The sequence below is a fragment of the Zhongshania aliphaticivorans genome, from assembly GCF_902705855.1.
Lineage (GTDB): Bacteria > Pseudomonadota > Gammaproteobacteria > Pseudomonadales > Spongiibacteraceae > Spongiibacter > Spongiibacter aliphaticivorans_B.
On the sequence record NZ_CACSIJ010000011.1, the window covers coordinates 91,539 to 109,372 of the forward strand.

General features: G+C 50.5%; 14 protein-coding genes. All 14 read left to right on the forward strand.

All coding sequences use genetic code 11. The features are described 5' to 3' along the window. Positions 1 to 119 precede the first annotated feature (119 nt). The 14 genes from GVJ32_RS04855 (at position 120) to GVJ32_RS04920 (ending at position 17,808) form a co-directional block, all read left to right on the forward strand. Positions 120 to 1,676 carry an NAD(P)H-hydrate dehydratase gene (locus tag GVJ32_RS04855; RefSeq protein ID WP_159238932.1) on the forward strand — a complete coding sequence of 519 codons (1,557 nt, stop codon included), beginning with the start codon at positions 120 to 122 and terminating at the stop codon, positions 1,674 to 1,676. Beyond that, positions 1,660 to 2,154 (forward strand): tRNA (adenosine(37)-N6)-threonylcarbamoyltransferase complex ATPase subunit type 1 TsaE, encoded by a 495-nt coding sequence (gene tsaE, locus GVJ32_RS04860; protein WP_159238933.1) that lies wholly within the window; start codon positions 1,660 to 1,662, stop codon positions 2,152 to 2,154. Before GVJ32_RS04855 ends, tsaE begins: the two co-directional genes overlap by 17 nt. Further along, positions 2,141 to 3,544 (forward strand): N-acetylmuramoyl-L-alanine amidase, encoded by a 1,404-nt coding sequence (locus tag GVJ32_RS04865; RefSeq protein WP_159238934.1) that lies wholly within the window; start codon positions 2,141 to 2,143, stop codon positions 3,542 to 3,544. The genes tsaE and GVJ32_RS04865 overlap by 14 nt, the downstream gene beginning before the upstream one ends. Beyond that, entirely contained in the window at positions 3,544 to 5,403 is a 1,860-nt protein-coding gene (mutL, locus tag GVJ32_RS04870) for a DNA mismatch repair endonuclease MutL (protein ID WP_159238935.1), read from the forward strand. Before GVJ32_RS04865 ends, mutL begins: the two co-directional genes overlap by 1 nt. A gap of 22 nt (positions 5,404 to 5,425) precedes the next feature. Next, positions 5,426 to 6,367, forward strand: a complete 942-nt coding sequence (gene miaA, locus GVJ32_RS04875; RefSeq protein WP_159238936.1) for a tRNA (adenosine(37)-N6)-dimethylallyltransferase MiaA — start codon at positions 5,426 to 5,428, stop codon at positions 6,365 to 6,367. Positions 6,368 to 6,492: 125 nt separating this feature from the next. Next, positions 6,493 to 6,750 (forward strand): RNA chaperone Hfq, encoded by a 258-nt coding sequence (hfq, locus tag GVJ32_RS04880; RefSeq protein ID WP_159238937.1) that lies wholly within the window; start codon positions 6,493 to 6,495, stop codon positions 6,748 to 6,750. 31 nt (positions 6,751 to 6,781) lie between these two features. Further along, positions 6,782 to 8,098: a ribosome rescue GTPase HflX gene (hflX, locus tag GVJ32_RS04885; protein ID WP_159238938.1), complete on the forward strand. Its 1,317-nt coding sequence runs from the start codon at positions 6,782 to 6,784 to the stop codon at positions 8,096 to 8,098. Between the two features lie 105 nt (positions 8,099 to 8,203). Continuing rightward, complete coding sequence (gene hflK, locus GVJ32_RS04890) at positions 8,204 to 9,343, forward strand: FtsH protease activity modulator HflK (protein ID WP_159238939.1); 1,140 nt, start codon at positions 8,204 to 8,206, stop codon at positions 9,341 to 9,343. A gap of 1 nt (position 9,344) precedes the next feature. Further along, positions 9,345 to 10,220, forward strand: coding sequence for a protease modulator HflC (gene hflC / locus GVJ32_RS04895; protein ID WP_159238940.1), 876 nt, complete (start codon positions 9,345 to 9,347; stop codon positions 10,218 to 10,220). Between the two features lie 119 nt (positions 10,221 to 10,339). Continuing rightward, entirely contained in the window at positions 10,340 to 10,525 is a 186-nt protein-coding gene (locus tag GVJ32_RS04900) for a DUF2065 domain-containing protein (protein WP_159238941.1), read from the forward strand. A gap of 35 nt (positions 10,526 to 10,560) precedes the next feature. Then, positions 10,561 to 11,730, forward strand: coding sequence for an ATP phosphoribosyltransferase regulatory subunit (locus GVJ32_RS04905; protein ID WP_159238942.1), 1,170 nt, complete (start codon positions 10,561 to 10,563; stop codon positions 11,728 to 11,730). Between the two features lie 53 nt (positions 11,731 to 11,783). Further along, positions 11,784 to 13,076: an adenylosuccinate synthase gene (locus GVJ32_RS04910; protein ID WP_159238943.1), complete on the forward strand. Its 1,293-nt coding sequence runs from the start codon at positions 11,784 to 11,786 to the stop codon at positions 13,074 to 13,076. Between the two features lie 287 nt (positions 13,077 to 13,363). After that, positions 13,364 to 15,055 carry a hypothetical protein gene (locus tag GVJ32_RS04915; protein WP_159238944.1) on the forward strand — a complete coding sequence of 564 codons (1,692 nt, stop codon included), beginning with the start codon at positions 13,364 to 13,366 and terminating at the stop codon, positions 15,053 to 15,055. A gap of 179 nt (positions 15,056 to 15,234) precedes the next feature. Then, a complete protein-coding gene (locus GVJ32_RS04920; protein WP_235035041.1) occupies positions 15,235 to 17,808 on the forward strand; it encodes a TonB-dependent receptor domain-containing protein in 2,574 nt (857 codons plus the stop codon). Positions 17,809 to 17,834 lie beyond the last annotated feature (26 nt).

Sequence of the window (17,834 nt, forward strand, 5' to 3'; positions counted from 1 at the left end):
AACGGTAATGTCGTGCTAGGGTGCTTCTACGTGTTGATACTGCGGGGGCTTAACTTGTCAGCGCCTGCTTGCGCGCTATGATAGGTGGGTCTTCTAGATCATCACGGGAAAATCACGGTATGTCATTGTTGCCGCAAGATCAGTCCATTGCCGCTGAGCAAATTCTGTACACCGCTGCGCAGGTGCGGGAGCTGGACCGGCTTGCTATAGCCGGCGGCATCACCGGTATTGAATTGATGACGAGGGCAGGCTTGGCGGCGTTTCGAGAAGTGCAGCAGCGTTGGCTGGATCGCTCCCCTATCGAGGTGTTTTGCGGCGGCGGTAATAACGGCGGCGATGGCTATATTATTGCGGCCTTGGCAAAAGAAAATGGCTTGTCTGTGCGTGCGTGGGCACTGGCTGACCCCGGGTCTTTAAAGGGCGACGCGGCTCTGGCTGTGCAGCGCGCAGTGGATGCTGGTGTCGTTATACGCGCTTGGCAGGGCGAAGAGCCAAATCCAGATGGAGTGATTGTTGACGCGCTGCTCGGGACAGGTTTGAACGGCGTGGTTCGCGAAAAATACGCGCAGGCGATTTCGATCATTAATGCGAGTGCTGCGCCGGTGTTGGCAATAGATGTACCGTCGGGTTTGTGCAGTGATACGGGGAGCCAGTTAGGGGGCGCTGTTCGTGCCTCAGCCACCATTAGTTTTATTGGCCGAAAGCGCGGCTTATACACGTTAGATGGCGTAGATTGCGCGGGGGGCAAAGTGTTTGATTCGCTTGCGGTGCCGCGCGACGTCTATCAGCAACTTGATGTTGCGGCGGTTAGGGTGCTAAGAGTCGACGGCCCGTCAATGTTGAGTCAGTGGGGTGAGCGTCCCCGCGGTGCTCATAAAGGCATGTTTGGACATGTCTTGGTGATTGGCGGCGATCTGGGCATGGCCGGTGCAAGTTTACTGGCAGCAACGGCGGCGGCGCGCGGTGGCGCGGGGTTGGTGTCTTGTATCACTAGGCCAGAACACAGTGGCGTTTTTATTGCTGCACGGCCTGAATTGATGGTGCATGGACTTAGCTGCGAACAGTTGATGAGTGGCGCTGTTCTGAATGACTTAATTGAAAAAGCCAGTGTGATTGTGATTGGTCCTGGGCTTGGGCTGGGTGAGTGGGGGCAAATGCTTTTAAACGCCGTGCTGAATTCTGATAAGCCCTTGGTCATCGACGCTGATGCCTTGAATTTATTAGCGCAAACACCAGAGATCCTGCATTCTCACCGCGGGCCACGTATACTCACGCCACATCCTGGCGAGGCGGCCCGATTGCTGGCTTGCGGCACTGCCGAATTGCAATGTGATCGCTTTGCGAGTGTGTTGGCGCTGCGGGATAAATATCAAGCGACGGTGTTATTAAAAGGTGCCGGTACGCTCATCGCAGATGCGGAATGCGCATCGCCAATTTATTTAAATAGCGGTGGGAACCCCGGTATGGCAACGGGGGGCATGGGCGATGTATTGTCAGGCGTGATCGCTGCGTTTGTTGCGCAGGGGCATGCGCCAGCGGCGGCGACATGTTTGGCGGCGGCGGTACATTCTGCCGCAGCAGATTGCGCGGCACGGCAGGGTGAGCGCGGTATGTTGGCTAGCGATGTTATCGATAATTTACGAGGTGTGATCAACGGGTATGCAGCGGTATCTTGACGGTGAAGCCGCGACGGTGGCGGCGGGAGAGTCTTTAGGTAAAGCGATGCGCAGCGGCGCGGTGGTGTACTTGGACGGTCAATTAGGTGCCGGTAAAACCACTTTCTGCCGCGGCGTTCTGCGGGCATTTGACTATGCTGGCCCAGTTAAAAGCCCAACTTACACCTTGGTCGAAGCCTATGAAGACTTGGCGTGTACGGCGGAACCGGCTCACGCTAAGGCGGTCAGTGTGTATCACTTTGACCTTTATCGCCTCGGCGATCCCGAGGAGTTGGAGTATATGGGCATCCGCGATTATTTTGATAATGATGCAATATGTTTGATCGAATGGCCCCAGCGCGGCAGTGGATTTTTGCCATCTGCCGACATAATGGTTAGCATTGAGCCGCAAGGGGCGGGCCGTCTTCTTGCCGCGCGTGGCGCGACGTTGCGCGGGCAGCAAATTCTGGCGCAGTTGAGCGAATATGAAACGGATTAGCAGTGCAATATTGTGCGGTTTACTATTTTTAGCGGCGACTGCGCAGGCGGCGGAAGTTCGCGACGTCCGATTTTGGCGGGCGCCCGACCACAGCCGGGTGGTGTTTGATCTCAGTGGGCCAGTAGAGCACGAACTCATTACCCTCGACAATCCTGACCGCCTTGTTATTGATATACAAGGCGCCAAGCTTACCTCGGACGTCAGTAAACTCGAATTTACCAATAGTCCTATTTCGCGCTTACGTCACGCCGAAAAGCCTGACGGTGCGCTGCGTATTGTATTTGACCTCAGTAATGCGGTGCAGGTACGAAGCTTTCTGTTGGCTGCCAGCGGTGATTTACATGACCGCTTAGTGGTGGATTTTTTAGACACCGGTGAATCTGCGGGCAGTAGTGCCAGCCCGGGTGCCAGCGCTAGCTCGAAGCCCAATCCCAGTGCCAGCCCTAGCGCGCCAAAGGTGACGAAAAGTATTGAAAATAGCTCTCATCGCGACGTGGTGATTGCCATCGATGCGGGGCATGGCGGTGAAGACCCCGGTGCCATTGGCCCAGGCCGGGTTAAAGAAAAGGACGTGGTTTACAAAATTGCCCAGCGTTTAAAAGAGCGCTTTGAGCGCAAAAAAGGCTATCGCGTGGTGATGATTCGCGATGGCGATTACTATGTTGGCTTGGCGAAGCGCCGCGATTTGGCCAGAAAAGCTCAGGCCGATTTCTTTGTGTCTATTCATGCCGATGCGTTTACCAACCCCAGTGCGAACGGCAGCTCGGTGTACGCACTGTCTAAACGCGGTGCGACTAGTGCTTCGGCGCGGATTTTGGCGCAGCGCGAAAACGAGGCTGACTTGGTTGGTGGTGTGAGTCTGTCTGACAAAGATCAGGTGTTGGCTGGGGTGCTGACAGATTTATCTATGACGGCAACCTTGGACGCGAGTTTGAGTGTGGGCGGCCAGTTGTTGGGCGAGATGGGGAAAATTTCGCGGCTGCACAGCAAGCGTGTTGAACAGGCGGGTTTTGCGGTGTTGAAATCGCCGGATATTCCGTCCCTGTTGGTTGAGACGGGGTTTATTTCAAATCCCCATGAAGCTGGCAAATTAAAAAGCGCGCATTACCAGAGTCAAATGTCGCAGGCGATATATGAAGGTATTGATCGCTATTTCCGTGAGAGCCCGCCGCCAGACACTTATTTTGCAGCGGTAAAGCGCGGCGACATATCGCCCGCGAGTGGTCCTGCAACGGCGGCTGGCGTGCGTGAATATGTGATTGCGAATGGCGATACGCTGTCTGGTATTGCGCATCGTTACAATGTGCCGCTGCAAGATTTACAACGCCAGAATCAACTCTCGGGTAGTGATATCCGTGTTGGTCAGAAAATACAGATCCCCGCATCCTAATGACAAAAATCCATTTATTAGATCCGCGTTTGGCCAACCAAATTGCTGCGGGTGAAGTTGTTGAACGGCCAGCGTCGGTTGTAAAAGAGTTACTGGAAAACAGTCTCGATGCTGGTGCTCGCCGGATTGAATTAGAAATTGAAGATGGTGGCGTGAAGTTGATTCGCGTTCGTGATGACGGTGAAGGCATCGCCCACGAAGATTTGCCTTTAGCGTTAAGCCGCCATGCTACTAGTAAAATTTCGGTGCTTGAAGATTTAGAGTCGGTAGCTAGCTTGGGGTTTCGTGGTGAGGCTTTGGCAAGTATCAGCTCAGTCTCGCGATTGAGTTTAAGCACTGCTCGCGAAGGTAGCGATTCGGGCTGGTCTGCTCGCAGCGAAGGTCGTGATATGGCGGCTGTGTTAGCGCCAGTTGCTCACCCGCGTGGCACCACCGTTGAGGTGCGCGATTTATTTTTTAATACGCCAGCCCGCCGTAAATTTCTGCGCACCGAAAAAACCGAATTCAATCATTTAGATGAGGTGGTGAAGCGTCAGGCCTTGAGCCGCTACGATGTCGGCTTTTCATTGCGCCATAACGGCCGCGCAATTCATAGTTTGAAGCCCGCAGATAATCAACTAGAGCAAGAGCGTCGTTTAGCCGCAGTATGCGGGCCGGCGTTTATGGAGCAGGCCCTATATATAGACCGCGAGGCAATGGGGCTGCGCTTATGGGGTTGGGTGGCGCTGCCGAGTTTTTCTCGCAGCCAAGCAGATTTGCAGCATTTTTATGTAAACGGCCGCTATGTGCGTGACCGCCTCGTTGTGCATGCGGTGCGGCAAGCCTACCGAGACGTGCTATTTCACGGTCGTCATCCCGCCTTCGTGTTGTATTTAGAGTTGGCGCCGGCCTCGGTGGACGTGAATGTTCACCCGACTAAGCACGAGGTGCGCTTCCGTGATGGCCGCACCGTGCACGATTTTATCTTCCGTACGCTGCACAAAGTGCTGGCGGATGTGCGCCCAGATACGGTTCCGCAAAATGCATCGGTACCGCAGATGAGCGGCGAGCCGATGATGGCGATGCCGGAAACCCAGTCGGCGATGGCGTTGGCCGATAATGACGCGGGCTCAAGTTCCCGTGGTGAGCTTGCAGTGCCAGTGAGTCATTCTTTGGGTGGCTTCCAATCTCAATACCGGCCTAGCTATTCGCCTGGCGGCGTTGCAGATCAGCAGGCAGCGTATCAGCGACTACAAGCGGCGCCTCAAACGAGTGGTGCAGAGGGCGATGGTCTGGCTCCACCGCTGGGCTATGCGCTGGCGCAATTAAAAGGCGTGTATATTCTGGCCGAAAACCAACAGGGTTTGGTCTTGGTCGATATGCATGCCGCGCACGAGCGCATTACCTATGAGCGGATGAAAAATGCCCGCGATGGCGAAGGTATTCGCAGCCAGCCTTTATTGGTGCCCATGAATCTCGCAGTGAGTGAGCGAGAGGCGGATTGCGCGGAGCAACACAGTGATGTTTTTGCTGAGCTGGGGATGCGCATTGAGCGCGCGGCGGCAGAATCGGTCATTGTGCGCGAGCTGCCCACCATTTTAGCCGATACCTCGGTTGAGCAGTTGGTGCGCGATGTTTTGTCAGATTTGCTGGAGTTTGGCAGCAGCGATCGTATTCGCGAACATATCAATGAAATCCTGTCGACTATGGCGTGTCATGGTTCGGTGCGGGCGAATCGACGCTTAACACTGCCAGAAATGAATAGTCTGCTACGTGACATGGAAGCCACCGAACGCAGCGGTCAGTGCAATCATGGTCGTCCAACTTGGGTACAGGTAGGTATGGCCGAGCTTGATAAATGGTTTTTACGTGGCCGCTAGCACGAACTCTGATTCGCACGCTATGCCTTTGCCTCCCGCCATTTTCCTGATGGGCCCAACGGCGGCGGGTAAAACCGATTTGGCGCTGGCATTGAGCGAACATTTACCCTGCGATCTCATCAGCGTGGATTCGGCGCTGGTGTATCGCGGTTTAAATATAGGCAGCGCCAAACCCGATGCGGAAACCTTGGCGCGTTATCCTCACCAGTTAATTGATATTTGCGACCCCTCGGAACCGTATTCCGCCGCCCAATTTAGGCAGGACGCGCTGGCGGCGATGGCGAAAAGTGCCGCAGCGGGTCGAATTCCCTTGCTGGTTGGCGGTACCATGTTATATTTCAAAGCCTTAATCGAAGGTTTGGCGGATATGCCCAGTGCAGACCCGCACGTGCGCGCTGATATTAATGCTTTGGCATTAGCCCAAGGTTGGCCCGCAGTGCATGCGGAGTTGGCCGCCATCGACCCAGATTCTGCGGCGCGTATTCATCCCAATCACTCCCAGCGATTGTCGCGGGCGCTTGAGGTCTATCGCATTAGTGGTGTGGCCATGAGTGAATGGCAGGCTCGGCAGTCTGCTCAGGTGTTGCCCTATCAGGTTTATCAATTCGCTATTGCGCCGCCAGACCGCGCAGTACTGCATTCCCGTATAGAACAGCGTTTGCGGCAAATGTTTGCCGGCGGTTTTATTGATGAGGTTGCGGGTTTGATGGCGCGCGGTGATTTACATCCTGATCTACCGTCCATTCGAGCGGTGGGTTATCGGCAGGTATGGGAACATTTGCGGGGCGATTACGACGTCGATACCGCCTTTGACCGCGCGCTAATCGCCACCCGTCAGTTAGCCAAGCGCCAATTAACGTGGTTGAGAGGATGGTCAGATTTAATTTGGCTGGACTCTGGCGAAACGACAGAATCTCAGCTAAATAAGGTCTTGATGCATTCTGGCGCTGCCGTATATCAATAACTTCCGGTATACTGCAACTTACCCAGTCTGATCGCGAACTTATTCGCAGGTTTGCGATCCATATTGCTGCTTTTTCTTGATACGTTTTATCAACGCCCGATTTGGGCAATACAGGAGGCTACACCATGTCAAAAGGGCATAGCTTACAAGACCCTTATCTGAATATTCTTCGCAAGGAGCGTATTCCGGTATCTATCTACTTGGTCAACGGCATTAAATTGCAGGGCCAAATCGAGTCATTCGACCAGTTCGTGGTACTGCTGAAAAATACTGTTAGCCAAATGGTATATAAGCACGCGATTTCTACTGTCGTGCCGTCTCGTGTTGTTCGTTTGCCGATGGCGCATCCGCCAGAAGACGACGAAGAGCAAGAAGACGCTTAATAACGGCAATTCTTTGAATTGAGGTTCGTCCTTGCTATTTGAAAGACCTAACTCCGGTGAGCGTGCAATTCTCGTCCATCTGGATTTTCACAGTGAAGACGAGCGCGAAGATTCCAACGAATTTGTGCAACTGGTGACCTCTGCAGGGGGGGACCCAGTTGCTTTCATAACTGGTTCGCGAAAGCGGCCGGATGCCCGTTTATTCGTTGGTACTGGCAAACTTGAAGAAATCCGTGAAGCGCTAATCGCCAACGAAGGCGAGATAGTGCTATTTAATCACGCCCTTTCTCCTAGTCAGGAACGCAATATTGAACGCGAACTACAGTGTCGCGTGCTTGATCGTACTGGTTTGATTCTCGATATTTTTGCGCAGCGTGCGAATACCCACGAGGGTAAATTGCAGGTTGAGCTTGCCCAATTGCAGCATATGTCTACTCGCCTAGTGCGGGGGTGGACGCATCTTGAGCGTCAGAAGGGGGGTATTGGTTTGCGGGGGCCGGGTGAGAGCCAGCTGGAAACCGACCGCCGCTTATTACGTGCGCGCATCACAAGTATTCAAGGACGTTTGCAAAAAGTTCGCAAACAGCGTGAGCAGGCGCGGAGAGCGCGTCGGCGTGCAGAGATTCCAGCCTTGTCTTTGGTGGGCTACACCAATGCGGGAAAGTCGACGCTGTTTAATGTGTTAACGACATCTGAGGTGTACGCGGCAGATCAGTTGTTTGCGACCCTCGATCCCACGGTGCGACGTATTCCTGTGGGCGATGTTGGCCCCGTTATTTTGGCCGACACGGTTGGATTTATCCGTCACCTCCCCCATAAACTAGTTGAGGCGTTTCGGGCAACACTGGAAGAAGCGGCAATAGCAGATTTGCTCATTCACGTTGTGGATTGCGCTGATCCTGAACGGCAAGACAATATTAAGCAGGTATTAAAGGTCTTGGCCGAAATTGGCGCGGGTGATATTCCGCTGCTAGAGGTCTACAACAAAACGGATCTGATTGACGTTGAGCCGCGAATCGAGCGCAATGATCAGGGTAGGCCGATTAGAGTGTGGCTGTCTGCTCGCGATTCGCGAGGTTTGCCACTTTTTTACCAAGCCTTGAGTGAAATTCTGGGTAACGAAATTTGCGAAACCACGATTACCTTGACCGCTGGACAGGGGCGTCTGCGGGCGTTGCTGTACGGTCTAGGGGCCGTGATGGACGAACAGTTAAATGATGATGGCTCGCAGAATTTGAATTTGCGTCTATTAGAAGCTGATTGGCAGCGATTTTTGTCAAACGAGTCAGTAAGTGAGGTGTCTTTACACTCAACGCGTCCGGTTAGCACGCAGGAAGAATTCTGCTAGACTGCCCGCCGGACAATAAGTCGTTGGATCGCTGATTTTAATGCGATGGCCAATATGGTCGTGATGATTACATAGCGAAACAATACGATAACATAGGAGAGGGCTATGGCTTGGAATGAGCCGGGTGGTGGCAAAGATAACGATCCTTGGGGTGGTAAAAACCAAGGGCCGCCAGATTTGGATGAAGCGCTTAAAAAGCTTCAGGAGAAACTCAACAGTATTTTCGGCGGAGGCAAAAAGTCCGGTGGAAGTAATGGTGGCGATGTAAAAATCGGTGCCAGCACGCTAGTTGTTATTGGCGTGTTAGCTGTTGTTGTGTGGGGCTTGTTTGGGTTTTATCAGGTTGACCAGCAAGAGCGCGCGGTGGTTTTACGGCTTGGTGTCTATAGCGAAACAGTGATGCCAGGTTTACGTTGGAATCCGCCGCTAATGGACGAAGTTAACAAAATCAACGTCACTAAAGTACGTGGTGTTGCCAGTCGTGGCCAGATGCTGACCGAAGACGAGAATATCGTTGATGTTGCGCTGTCTGTTCAATACACGGTTGCTGATCCGGCTAACTTTTTACTTAAAGTGAAAAGCCCTGAGCTGAGCTTGGAGCACGCCTTAGAAAGTGCCTTACGCCATGTTGTTGGTAGCTCAAAAATGGATCAGGTTATTACTGAAGGTCGTGAGCAAATCGCTGTGGATACTCAGCAGCGTTTGCAGGACTATTTGGATACCTACCAAAGCGGTATTTTGGTCGCCAAAGTCAATATCGAAGATGCACAAGCGCCGTCTCAAGTACAGGATGCGTTTGATGACGTAACCCGTGCTAAAGAAGACCGCGAGCGTTTAAAGAACGAAGCTGAAGCCTATGCAAATGGCATTATTCCAGAAGCTCGTGGTGCCGCTCAGCGTCAATTAGAAGAGGCGCAAGCATATAAAGAGCAAGTTGTGGCTAGAGCCGATGGTGAGGCGCAACGTTTTGCAAACTTGTATACCGAATATCGCAAGGCGCCCGCGGTTACGCGTGAGCGTCTGTATATTGACGCCTTAGAAACTCTATACACCGACGCAACCAAAGTAATGGTGGATGTGGATGGTGGCAACAATATGATGTATTTGCCGATAGATAAATTGATGGAGAAATCCGCTACTGTCCGCAAGGGTTCGCAAGAAGAAGTCGATATTCGCGCTTTGACCGATAAAGTGGTTGAGCAGTTGCGCCGCGACACGCAGACCACCCGCAGGGAGGGCCGTTAAGATGGGTAATCGTTCTTTTACTGTCGTAATTTTATTGTTAGGTGCGCTTGTACTTGCGTTTAATGCTTTATACATCGTACGTGAAACTGAGCGCGGAGTGTTGCTCAAGTTTGGTGAAGTAGTAGATCCTGATATTAGTGTGGGTCTACATATTAAGACGCCGTTTGTGCACATGGTGCGTAAATTTGAGCGTCGTATTCTGACCTTGGATGCGCCAACTCAGCGTTTTCTGACTATTGAGAAAAAACCACTGGATGTGGACTTCTACGCGAAGTGGCGTGTCATCGATACCCAGAAATTCTACACCGCGACTAACGGTGAAGAAGTTCGAGCAGAAGGCTTGTTGGCGCAGCGTATCAACACTGGTTTGCGTAACAAATTTGGTGAGCGCACCTTCCACGAAGTCGTGTCGGGCGAGCGTGATCTGTTGATGACGGATTTGACCCGTGATCTCAATGAGATCACCACTAGCGAATTCGGTATTCAGTTGGTTGATGTCCGCGTTAAGCGTATTGATTTGCCGTCACAGGTTAGTCAGTCCGTGTTTGATCGGATGAAGTCTGAGCGTGAGCGTGAAGCACGCGAACACCGTTCGACAGGTCGTGAATTGGCAGAGAAAATTCGTGCTACCGCTGATCGTCAACGCACCGTTATTGGCGCAAATGCCTATCGTGATGCACAGGTACTACGTGGTGAGGGCGACGCTTTGGCGGCCCGTACTTACGCGGCAGCTTATAGTGCTGATCCAGAGTTCTATGCCTTTGTTCGCAGCTTGGAGGCTTATCGAGCATCCTTTAACAATAAAGGTGATTTGCTGGTTGTTGATAGCAAAAGTGAGTTTTTCCGTTACCTGAAACAGGGTGCGGCTAAGCGATAATTGTCCTTATACTCCTCGCTACTGCGGGGAGTATGGTATCATTCACAGATCCGGGCTGATCCGAGACCGAAACGTCTTTGGGCAGCGCGGATTTTTTATGTTTGTGGCAGGCAAAGCGCATGTGGCAGGAACTGTCAGTGGCTCTCAGTCTGGTACTTATTATTGAAGGTGTGCTGCCGTTTCTGAGTCCAGAACGCTGGCGGTTGTTTGCATACCGAATGGCAGATATGGATAGTCGAACTGTCCGCATTGCCGGTTTAATAAGTATGTTATCGGGCCTCATAATGTTGAGTTTGCTGCGATAAAGTCTGATAGCTGATCAAGAGAGCAAAAATCGCGTATGACTTCGGTAGATCGTTGGTTACTTCCGGACGGTGTTGAAGAACTGTTGCCCGCTCAAGCGGCTCAGGTCGAAGCACTGCGTCGGCAACTTTTAGACCTCTATAAACGCTGGGGTTATGAGTTGGTGATTCCGCCTATGCTGGAATACACAGAATCTTTATTAGTGGGTTTGGGTAGCGATATTGATTTGCTGACCTTTCGGGTAACTGATCAACTCACCGGCAGAATGATGGGCTTACGTGCAGATATTACGCCGCAAGCCGCACGCATAGACGCACATAGTTTAGGGCGCGAAGGCCCAGTTAGATTGTGCTATGCCGGCAGTGTGTTACATAGCAAACCGAAAAAGCCATTGGCATCGCGCTCCCCCATTCAATTGGGTGCGGAGTTATACGGCGATAACAGCCCAGCCAGTGATTTAGAAATTATTTGTTTGATGCTAGAAACCCTCAGGGTTGCTGGGCTTGACGGTATTACCTTGGACACTGGTCACGTGGGTATCTACCGTGCAGTGATTAAGGCCGCGGCGCTGAATGACGAACAAGAAGCCCGCTATTTCGATATTTTGCAGCGCAAGGCTAAGACCGAGTTGCGTGAATTTGTAGCGGCCCTTAATGCCACTGATAAGGTCGCCGAGCAGCTCTTGGCATTAAACGAATTACACGGCGGAAATGATGTTTTGGCCAAAGGCCGACAAGTTTTTGCTGATATTCCAGACGCCATCGGGGCGATTGCTAGTTTAGAGCAGTTAACCGAAGCCTTGGCGCAGCGCATTCCAGATTTGCAGTTCTATTTTGATCTTGCAGAACTGCGTGGTTATCACTACCACACCGGAGTTGTGTTTTCGGCTCTGGTGCGGGAGCACGGTCAGGCGCTCGCATCGGGTGGCCGTTACGATGATATCGGCGAAGTGTTTGGTCGCGCTCGTCCTGCTACGGGATTCAGTATAGATTTAAAAGCCCTTCTGGGTTTGCTGCCGCCGGTTACTGAGGTTGCAGCGATATTCGCTCCTTATGATCCAAGCCCTGCGCAATGGCAGTTTGTACAGACTTTGCGCGAGTCTGGTGAAAAGGTGATTTGCGGTTTACCGGGGCAGGATGCCGATGCAGCTTGCAACCGGATAATTCGTAAAGAGGAAGAACAGTGGTCTGTGGTATCGCTGAATTAATTAGGCTCGGTGGTTGCGAGTCAGTGTATTAACCTTTATCCAGAGAAGCGGATATGAGCAAGAATGTAGTGGTGCTAGGCACCCAGTGGGGCGACGAAGGCAAAGGCAAGATCGTCGATTTACTTACAGATCAGGCGACCGCAGTTGCCCGCTTTCAAGGTGGCCACAATGCGGGTCACACCTTGGTTATCGGCGGCGAAAAAACGGTATTGCATTTAATTCCGTCGGGCATATTACGCGAAGGCGTAACCTGTTTGATTGGCAATGGTGTGGTGTTGGCGCCAGACGCATTACTAAAAGAAATGGGGCAGCTTGAAGCCAAAGGCGTTCCTGTACGTGAGCGTTTGCGCTTAAGTCCAGCCTGCCCGCTAATTCTTCCCTACCATGTTGCATTAGACCAAGCGCGTGAACTTGCGCGTGGTGAAGCAAAAATTGGTACGACTGGCCGTGGCATTGGCCCCGCCTATGAAGACAAGGTGGCACGTCGCGGCTTGCGTTTAGGTGATTTATATAATGCAGAGCGCTTTGCGGTAAAACTTAAAGAAGTGATGGAATATCACAACTTTATGCTTACCTCTTATTATAAAGTTGAAGCGGTTGACTACCAGAAGACCCTTGATGACGCGCTGCGTATGGCAGAAGAAATGCGTTCGATGGTGACTGACGTAACCAGCGTTTTGCATAAATACCGTGAAGAGGGTGCGAACATTCTCTTTGAAGGTGCGCAAGGTTCTCTACTGGATATCGATCACGGTACTTATCCCTTTGTAACCTCTTCTAATACCACTGCAGGCGGTACCGCAACGGGCAGCGGTTTTGGCCCTTTGTATTTAGATTATGTATTGGGTATTACCAAGGCTTACACAACCCGCGTTGGAAGTGGTCCATTCCCAACGGAATTATTCGATGACACCGGTGCGTATCTCGCTAAAAAAGGGCATGAATTTGGTGCCACTACGGGTCGTCCACGCCGCTGCGGTTGGTTTGATGGCGTTGGCTTGCGCCAAGCGGTGCGAATCAATAGCGTGACTGGGCTGTGCCTTACAAAGCTCGACGTACTTGATGGCTTAGATACCGTGCGTATTTGTGTCGATTATAAAAATCCAGCAGGCGAGTCGATTGCTGCGCCGTTTGACTGTGAAGATTACGACACCATCACGCCAATCTACGAAGATATGGCTGGTTGGTCAGAATCTACCGTGGGTGCAAAATCATTAGACGAGCTACCAGAAAATGCGCGTGCTTATATTCGTCGTATTGAAGAAATAGTTGGTGTGCCCATCGATATAATTTCTACCGGTCCTGATCGGGTAGAAACCATCGTATTGCGTCACCCCTTCGGCTAATTTCATTAAGCCCTTATAAAAAATGCCGCTGTTTTCAGCGGCATTTTTGTTTCTGTTCCCGCCGTACCAATCGCAATGCGAACTCTTGCATTGTAAGACGGAGCTAATTTATCTGTGAGATATTTCTAGTTTTCCGCTAAATGTGAAGAAGGATTCGTTTCAATTTTTCGCAGTTGTCACACAACTGAAACATACTATTCACATATCTGTCACTAAGTCTCCCTACCATACGCTACATAAATTCAATCCTGGTAAATCCTTAGAGTTGGTTTCGGAGATAGTTAATTATGAAAAAGCTTTTTGCACTGACAGCAATGTCATCTGCCTTATTACTGGCAGCTTGTGGTGGTGGCGATATTAATCTAAACCCAACAACTGTAGATAACAGCACCGGTGGTTCTAGTGGTGGTAATGGCGGCGGCACTAATAACCCTTGCGCGTCGTATGTTAAAAACGGCTCTACTGTCCAAGGTGCGTTTTCATCTGGAAACTGCTCATATAGCAGTTCCTTTGTTAGTGCAAACAACCCTATCACTGCTAGCCAAGTTACTTTTTCTGCCATTGCTGGTGTGCACGAGTTTGATGGAAGCTTGTTTATAGGTGCAGACGTTGACGGCCAAGCTGCAGCGTCAGGTACACCTGTTTTACAACAAGGCCAAGGTACCAAGCTGAATATCGAAGCTGGCGTGACGATGGTGTTTAAAAACGAAAATAGCTATGTGCGCATAACTCGTGGCTCACAGATATTTGCAAATGGTACGGCAACTGCGCCAATCATTTTTACAGCTGATGAAGATATTGACGGCTTTGCAACTGAAGACGATCGCGGCTTATGGGGTGGTTTGCAAATTAACGGTAACGGCATGACTAACAAGTGTCATGACGGTACTGCAACTGGCTCAGGTACTGGTTCAGTTAGCGACTTTACAGCAACTGCAAATAATCCGCATAACTGTCACCAAGAAGCGGAAGGTCAGCCTGCAACTTACGGTGGCAATAACAACGCTGAAAGCTCAGGTGTCATGAAATATGTTGTTGTTAAACACGCTGGTTTCGAAGTTGTTGACGGTAATGAGCTGAATGCCTTTACCTTTAATGGCGTTGGTAGCGGCACGACCCTAAGTTATCTTCAAGCGTACACATCTAAAGATGATGGTTTTGAATTCTTTGGTGGCGCGGCAAATGCAGATCACTTAGTGGCTGTGAATGTAGGTGACGATTCAATCGATTACTCTGAAGGCTACAACGGCATGATCCAATATGCTGTGGTTGTTCACACCTCAGGTTCTAACCGCTGTATCGAAGGCGATAACACCGGTGAAGGTCGTGGCGATGGTATTACGCCAACAACTAATCTGATCATTTCGAACATGACTTGTATCACCTCGAATATTGATCAAAACGGCGGTATTAACGCGACCTCTAAAGGCGACTCGGAAGGCCCATTATTCCGCGAAGGTGCCTTCTTCCAAATGTACAACTCAATCGTAACGTCTAACGCAGTAGATATGGCGAGTAATGAGTGTGTTGAGTTGGATGATACTGAAGGTCCACAAACTATCGACGCTGCACAAGCTAAAGTGAGTAAAGCGAGCAGTAACTTGATCGCGTGTAGCGAGCCATTGAAAGTGAGCGGTGACGCGACAAAAGGCTCGTTTGATCTAGCAAACTGGTTGAACGGCGGTGGTGTGAATGCGGATACTCCTGCGAATGATAACGACAAGAACGTAGTGCTTACTGGTACAGATATTCCAGCACAAAGCCTGATCGTAGGTGGCGTTGGTACTCGCGGATATAAGACTGCAGCAACTATCACCAAGGCAGATGGAACGCCAGCGTTTAATCAAGCTGCCGATCTAACAGACGTATCTGCAGTGAACTCATACTTCAAAAAGCCTAGCTACCTGGGCGGCGCCAGCGCAAGCGATGACTGGTTGGCTGGTTGGACTGTAGGTTTAAGCGCTCCACTTAATCCCTAAGTTATACGGCAACACCCTGTAAAACAGGAAAGACGGGCTCCGGCCCGTCAGTAACAGCGCTAGAACGCTCTCCGTTCGTGAGAGCATTTTCCTGAGCACTTAGGATTATGATTATGCTAACTAAACGATTTGCGCGAAAGCAGCTTCCAATAGCCGTAGCGCTGGCAAGCAGCGGGCTTATGAGCTCCGCAATAGCCCAGAACGGCGCGCCAGATGACAGCGACCAGTTCCGCCCCATCGCACTAGAAGAAGTGGTTGTGGTCGGTCGGCTACAAAGTGTAGCGGCCTCGTTAACTGACGAGCGTCTAGAATTACCTTATTCTGCAGACTTTCTTGGCTTTGAAGCCATCTCTCGCGCTGGCGATAGTACCATTGGCGCTGCGCTGCGCCGTGTTACCGGCGTGACGCTAGTAGACAATAAATTTATTTATATTCGAGGCCTTGGCGAGCGTTACAGCAACGTGACTGTTAACGGCGCGGCAGTGCCTTCACCAGATTTGGCGCGTAGTGTAATTCCTCTAGATTTGTTTCCCTCGAGTATTGTTGAATCACTAAAGGTGCAAAAATCGTGGGGCCCTGAATTGCCTGCTAACTTTGGTGGTGGTGCAATTGATATTCGTACACGCAGTGTTCCCAGTGGGCCAGTGGCTTCGGTAAGTATTGGCACTGGATTGAATACCGAAAGTGATAATGGCCTGACCTACGCGAGTAGTGGTGGATCAATGCCCAAGGCATTGTCTGGTGCGATTGATCGCTACAAAGGGGATTTGTCACAAAGCAATATTCTTGACGTTGAAAACGACGCCGGAAATGGCATTTCTCGCGACGAGGCTGAGCAAATTCAACGCAACTTAATTCGCTCGCTGAATCGCAATGTAGCGATTAAAAAAGCTAGTCTTGATCCAGATCGTGATATTAAAGTCGATCTTGGAAATGCTTGGGATGTCAGTGATGACCTTGTTTTAGGTGCCTCTATAAGCGGCGCTTACGACGAAAAATACCGCAATAAAAGCCAAGTTAAGCGTAGTATCGGTAGCCCGAATGACAGTTTTTCGAATGTGGACAGAACCGTTTACGAAGAACGCACAACCTTGGCGATTGTATTGGGTGCAGAATACGCAAACGACAATACCTTACAGCTTAGCCACTATCTGATTCAAAATGACGCGGACGAAGCTCGTATAACAACAGGGTTTAGCAACAACAACCCCGCGTCGGAGAATCGTCCGGATGTGGACTATGTGACGCGTTTAGAAGAGCGTGAATTGGAATTAACTCAATTGTCTGGCAAGCATCGCTTGGGTGAGTTTTCCCCTATAGCAGCGTTAGAAATGCTGAGCTTTGATTGGTTTTACTCTGACGCGCAAGCGACCACAGACATTCCAAATGCAACAACATTCTCTGGCTCCATCGATAGAACGACATCACCAGAGACTCCCTTTATTTCACAATCATCTACCGCCGGCCAGTTTGCCTTTTTGTCGCTAGAAGATAATGTGGAAAGCTGGGGCGGACGAGCGGAATTGCCAATCGATATCGATGGCCGTGAGCTAACGGTTTCCGGTGGTTGGTGGAATTCTGAAAAATCACGGGAATATTATGGTTACACCGCTAACGTGGGCACCAATGCAACGGTTGGTACACCACAAACAGTATTTACCGATGATCGAATCAACGACTTGAATAATGTTTTTGATATTTCGATGGGCTCTGGCTTTGGTAACGAAAGTTATGTAGCTGCGCAGAAAATTTCTGCGGTATACGGTGGTCTAGATTTTCGTATGACAGAAGAGTGGCGTTTGACGGTAGGTGCGCGCTGGGAAGAATATCAGCAAGCGGTATTGCCTGTTAACTTGCTCGACTATACCGGTGTCTTTAATCAGCAATTGATTAATCAGCTTCAGGATCCAAATCAAACATTTGCCTTCCAGAATGATGATATCTATTCGAGCTTTGCGCTTACCTATTCAGGTCTGGGTTTGATTGGGGCTGAAGAGTTTCAAGTTCGCTTTAGTGTCAGCGACACCGTTGTTCGCCCTGATTTACGTGAACTCGCAGACGTTGCCTATATCGATCCAGAGTTAAGTGTGCGCGTTTTCGGTAACCCAGCGTTGAAGTCCACGGATATCCGTAACTTTGATTTACGCGGTGAATTTTACTATGAAGGCGGCGACAATTTTACTGTGTCACTGTTCTATAAAGACTTAGATCTGCCTATCGAACAGGTTGAAGGCGCGGGTTCTGATGACGATACCGTTTTGCGTTATATAAACGGTGATTCCGGTGAAGTGTACGGTGTGGAGTTTGAGGGTTTAAAAACCTTGCCTGTGGGTTTCTTCTTGTCGGGTAACGTGACGTTAAGTGATTCGGAAATTTCGATCACCAGTAATAACGAAGTGACTAATACCGACCGTCGTTTAACTGGGCATTCTAAGTACGTTGTAAATGCATCGCTTGGTTATGATTCGCCAGATGAGCGCCACAGTGCCTCACTGTTATATAACATATCTAGTGAACGCATTTTCTTTGCCGGTACCTCGGGTAATGATGACGCATTTGAGCAGCCATTTGGTTCTTTAGACTTGATCTATAATTACTACCCAACTGAAACGCTGTCATTAAAAGTGAAACTGTCGAATCTGCTAGATTCTAGCCGTGAATTTGAGCAGAAGAACAGTTCGGGCACGAATGTGAAAATACTTGAGCAAGAAGTTGGCACAAGTGTTGGTCTAAGTTTGAGCTGGAAATACTGATAAGTGACTCGGATGTTATAAGCAAA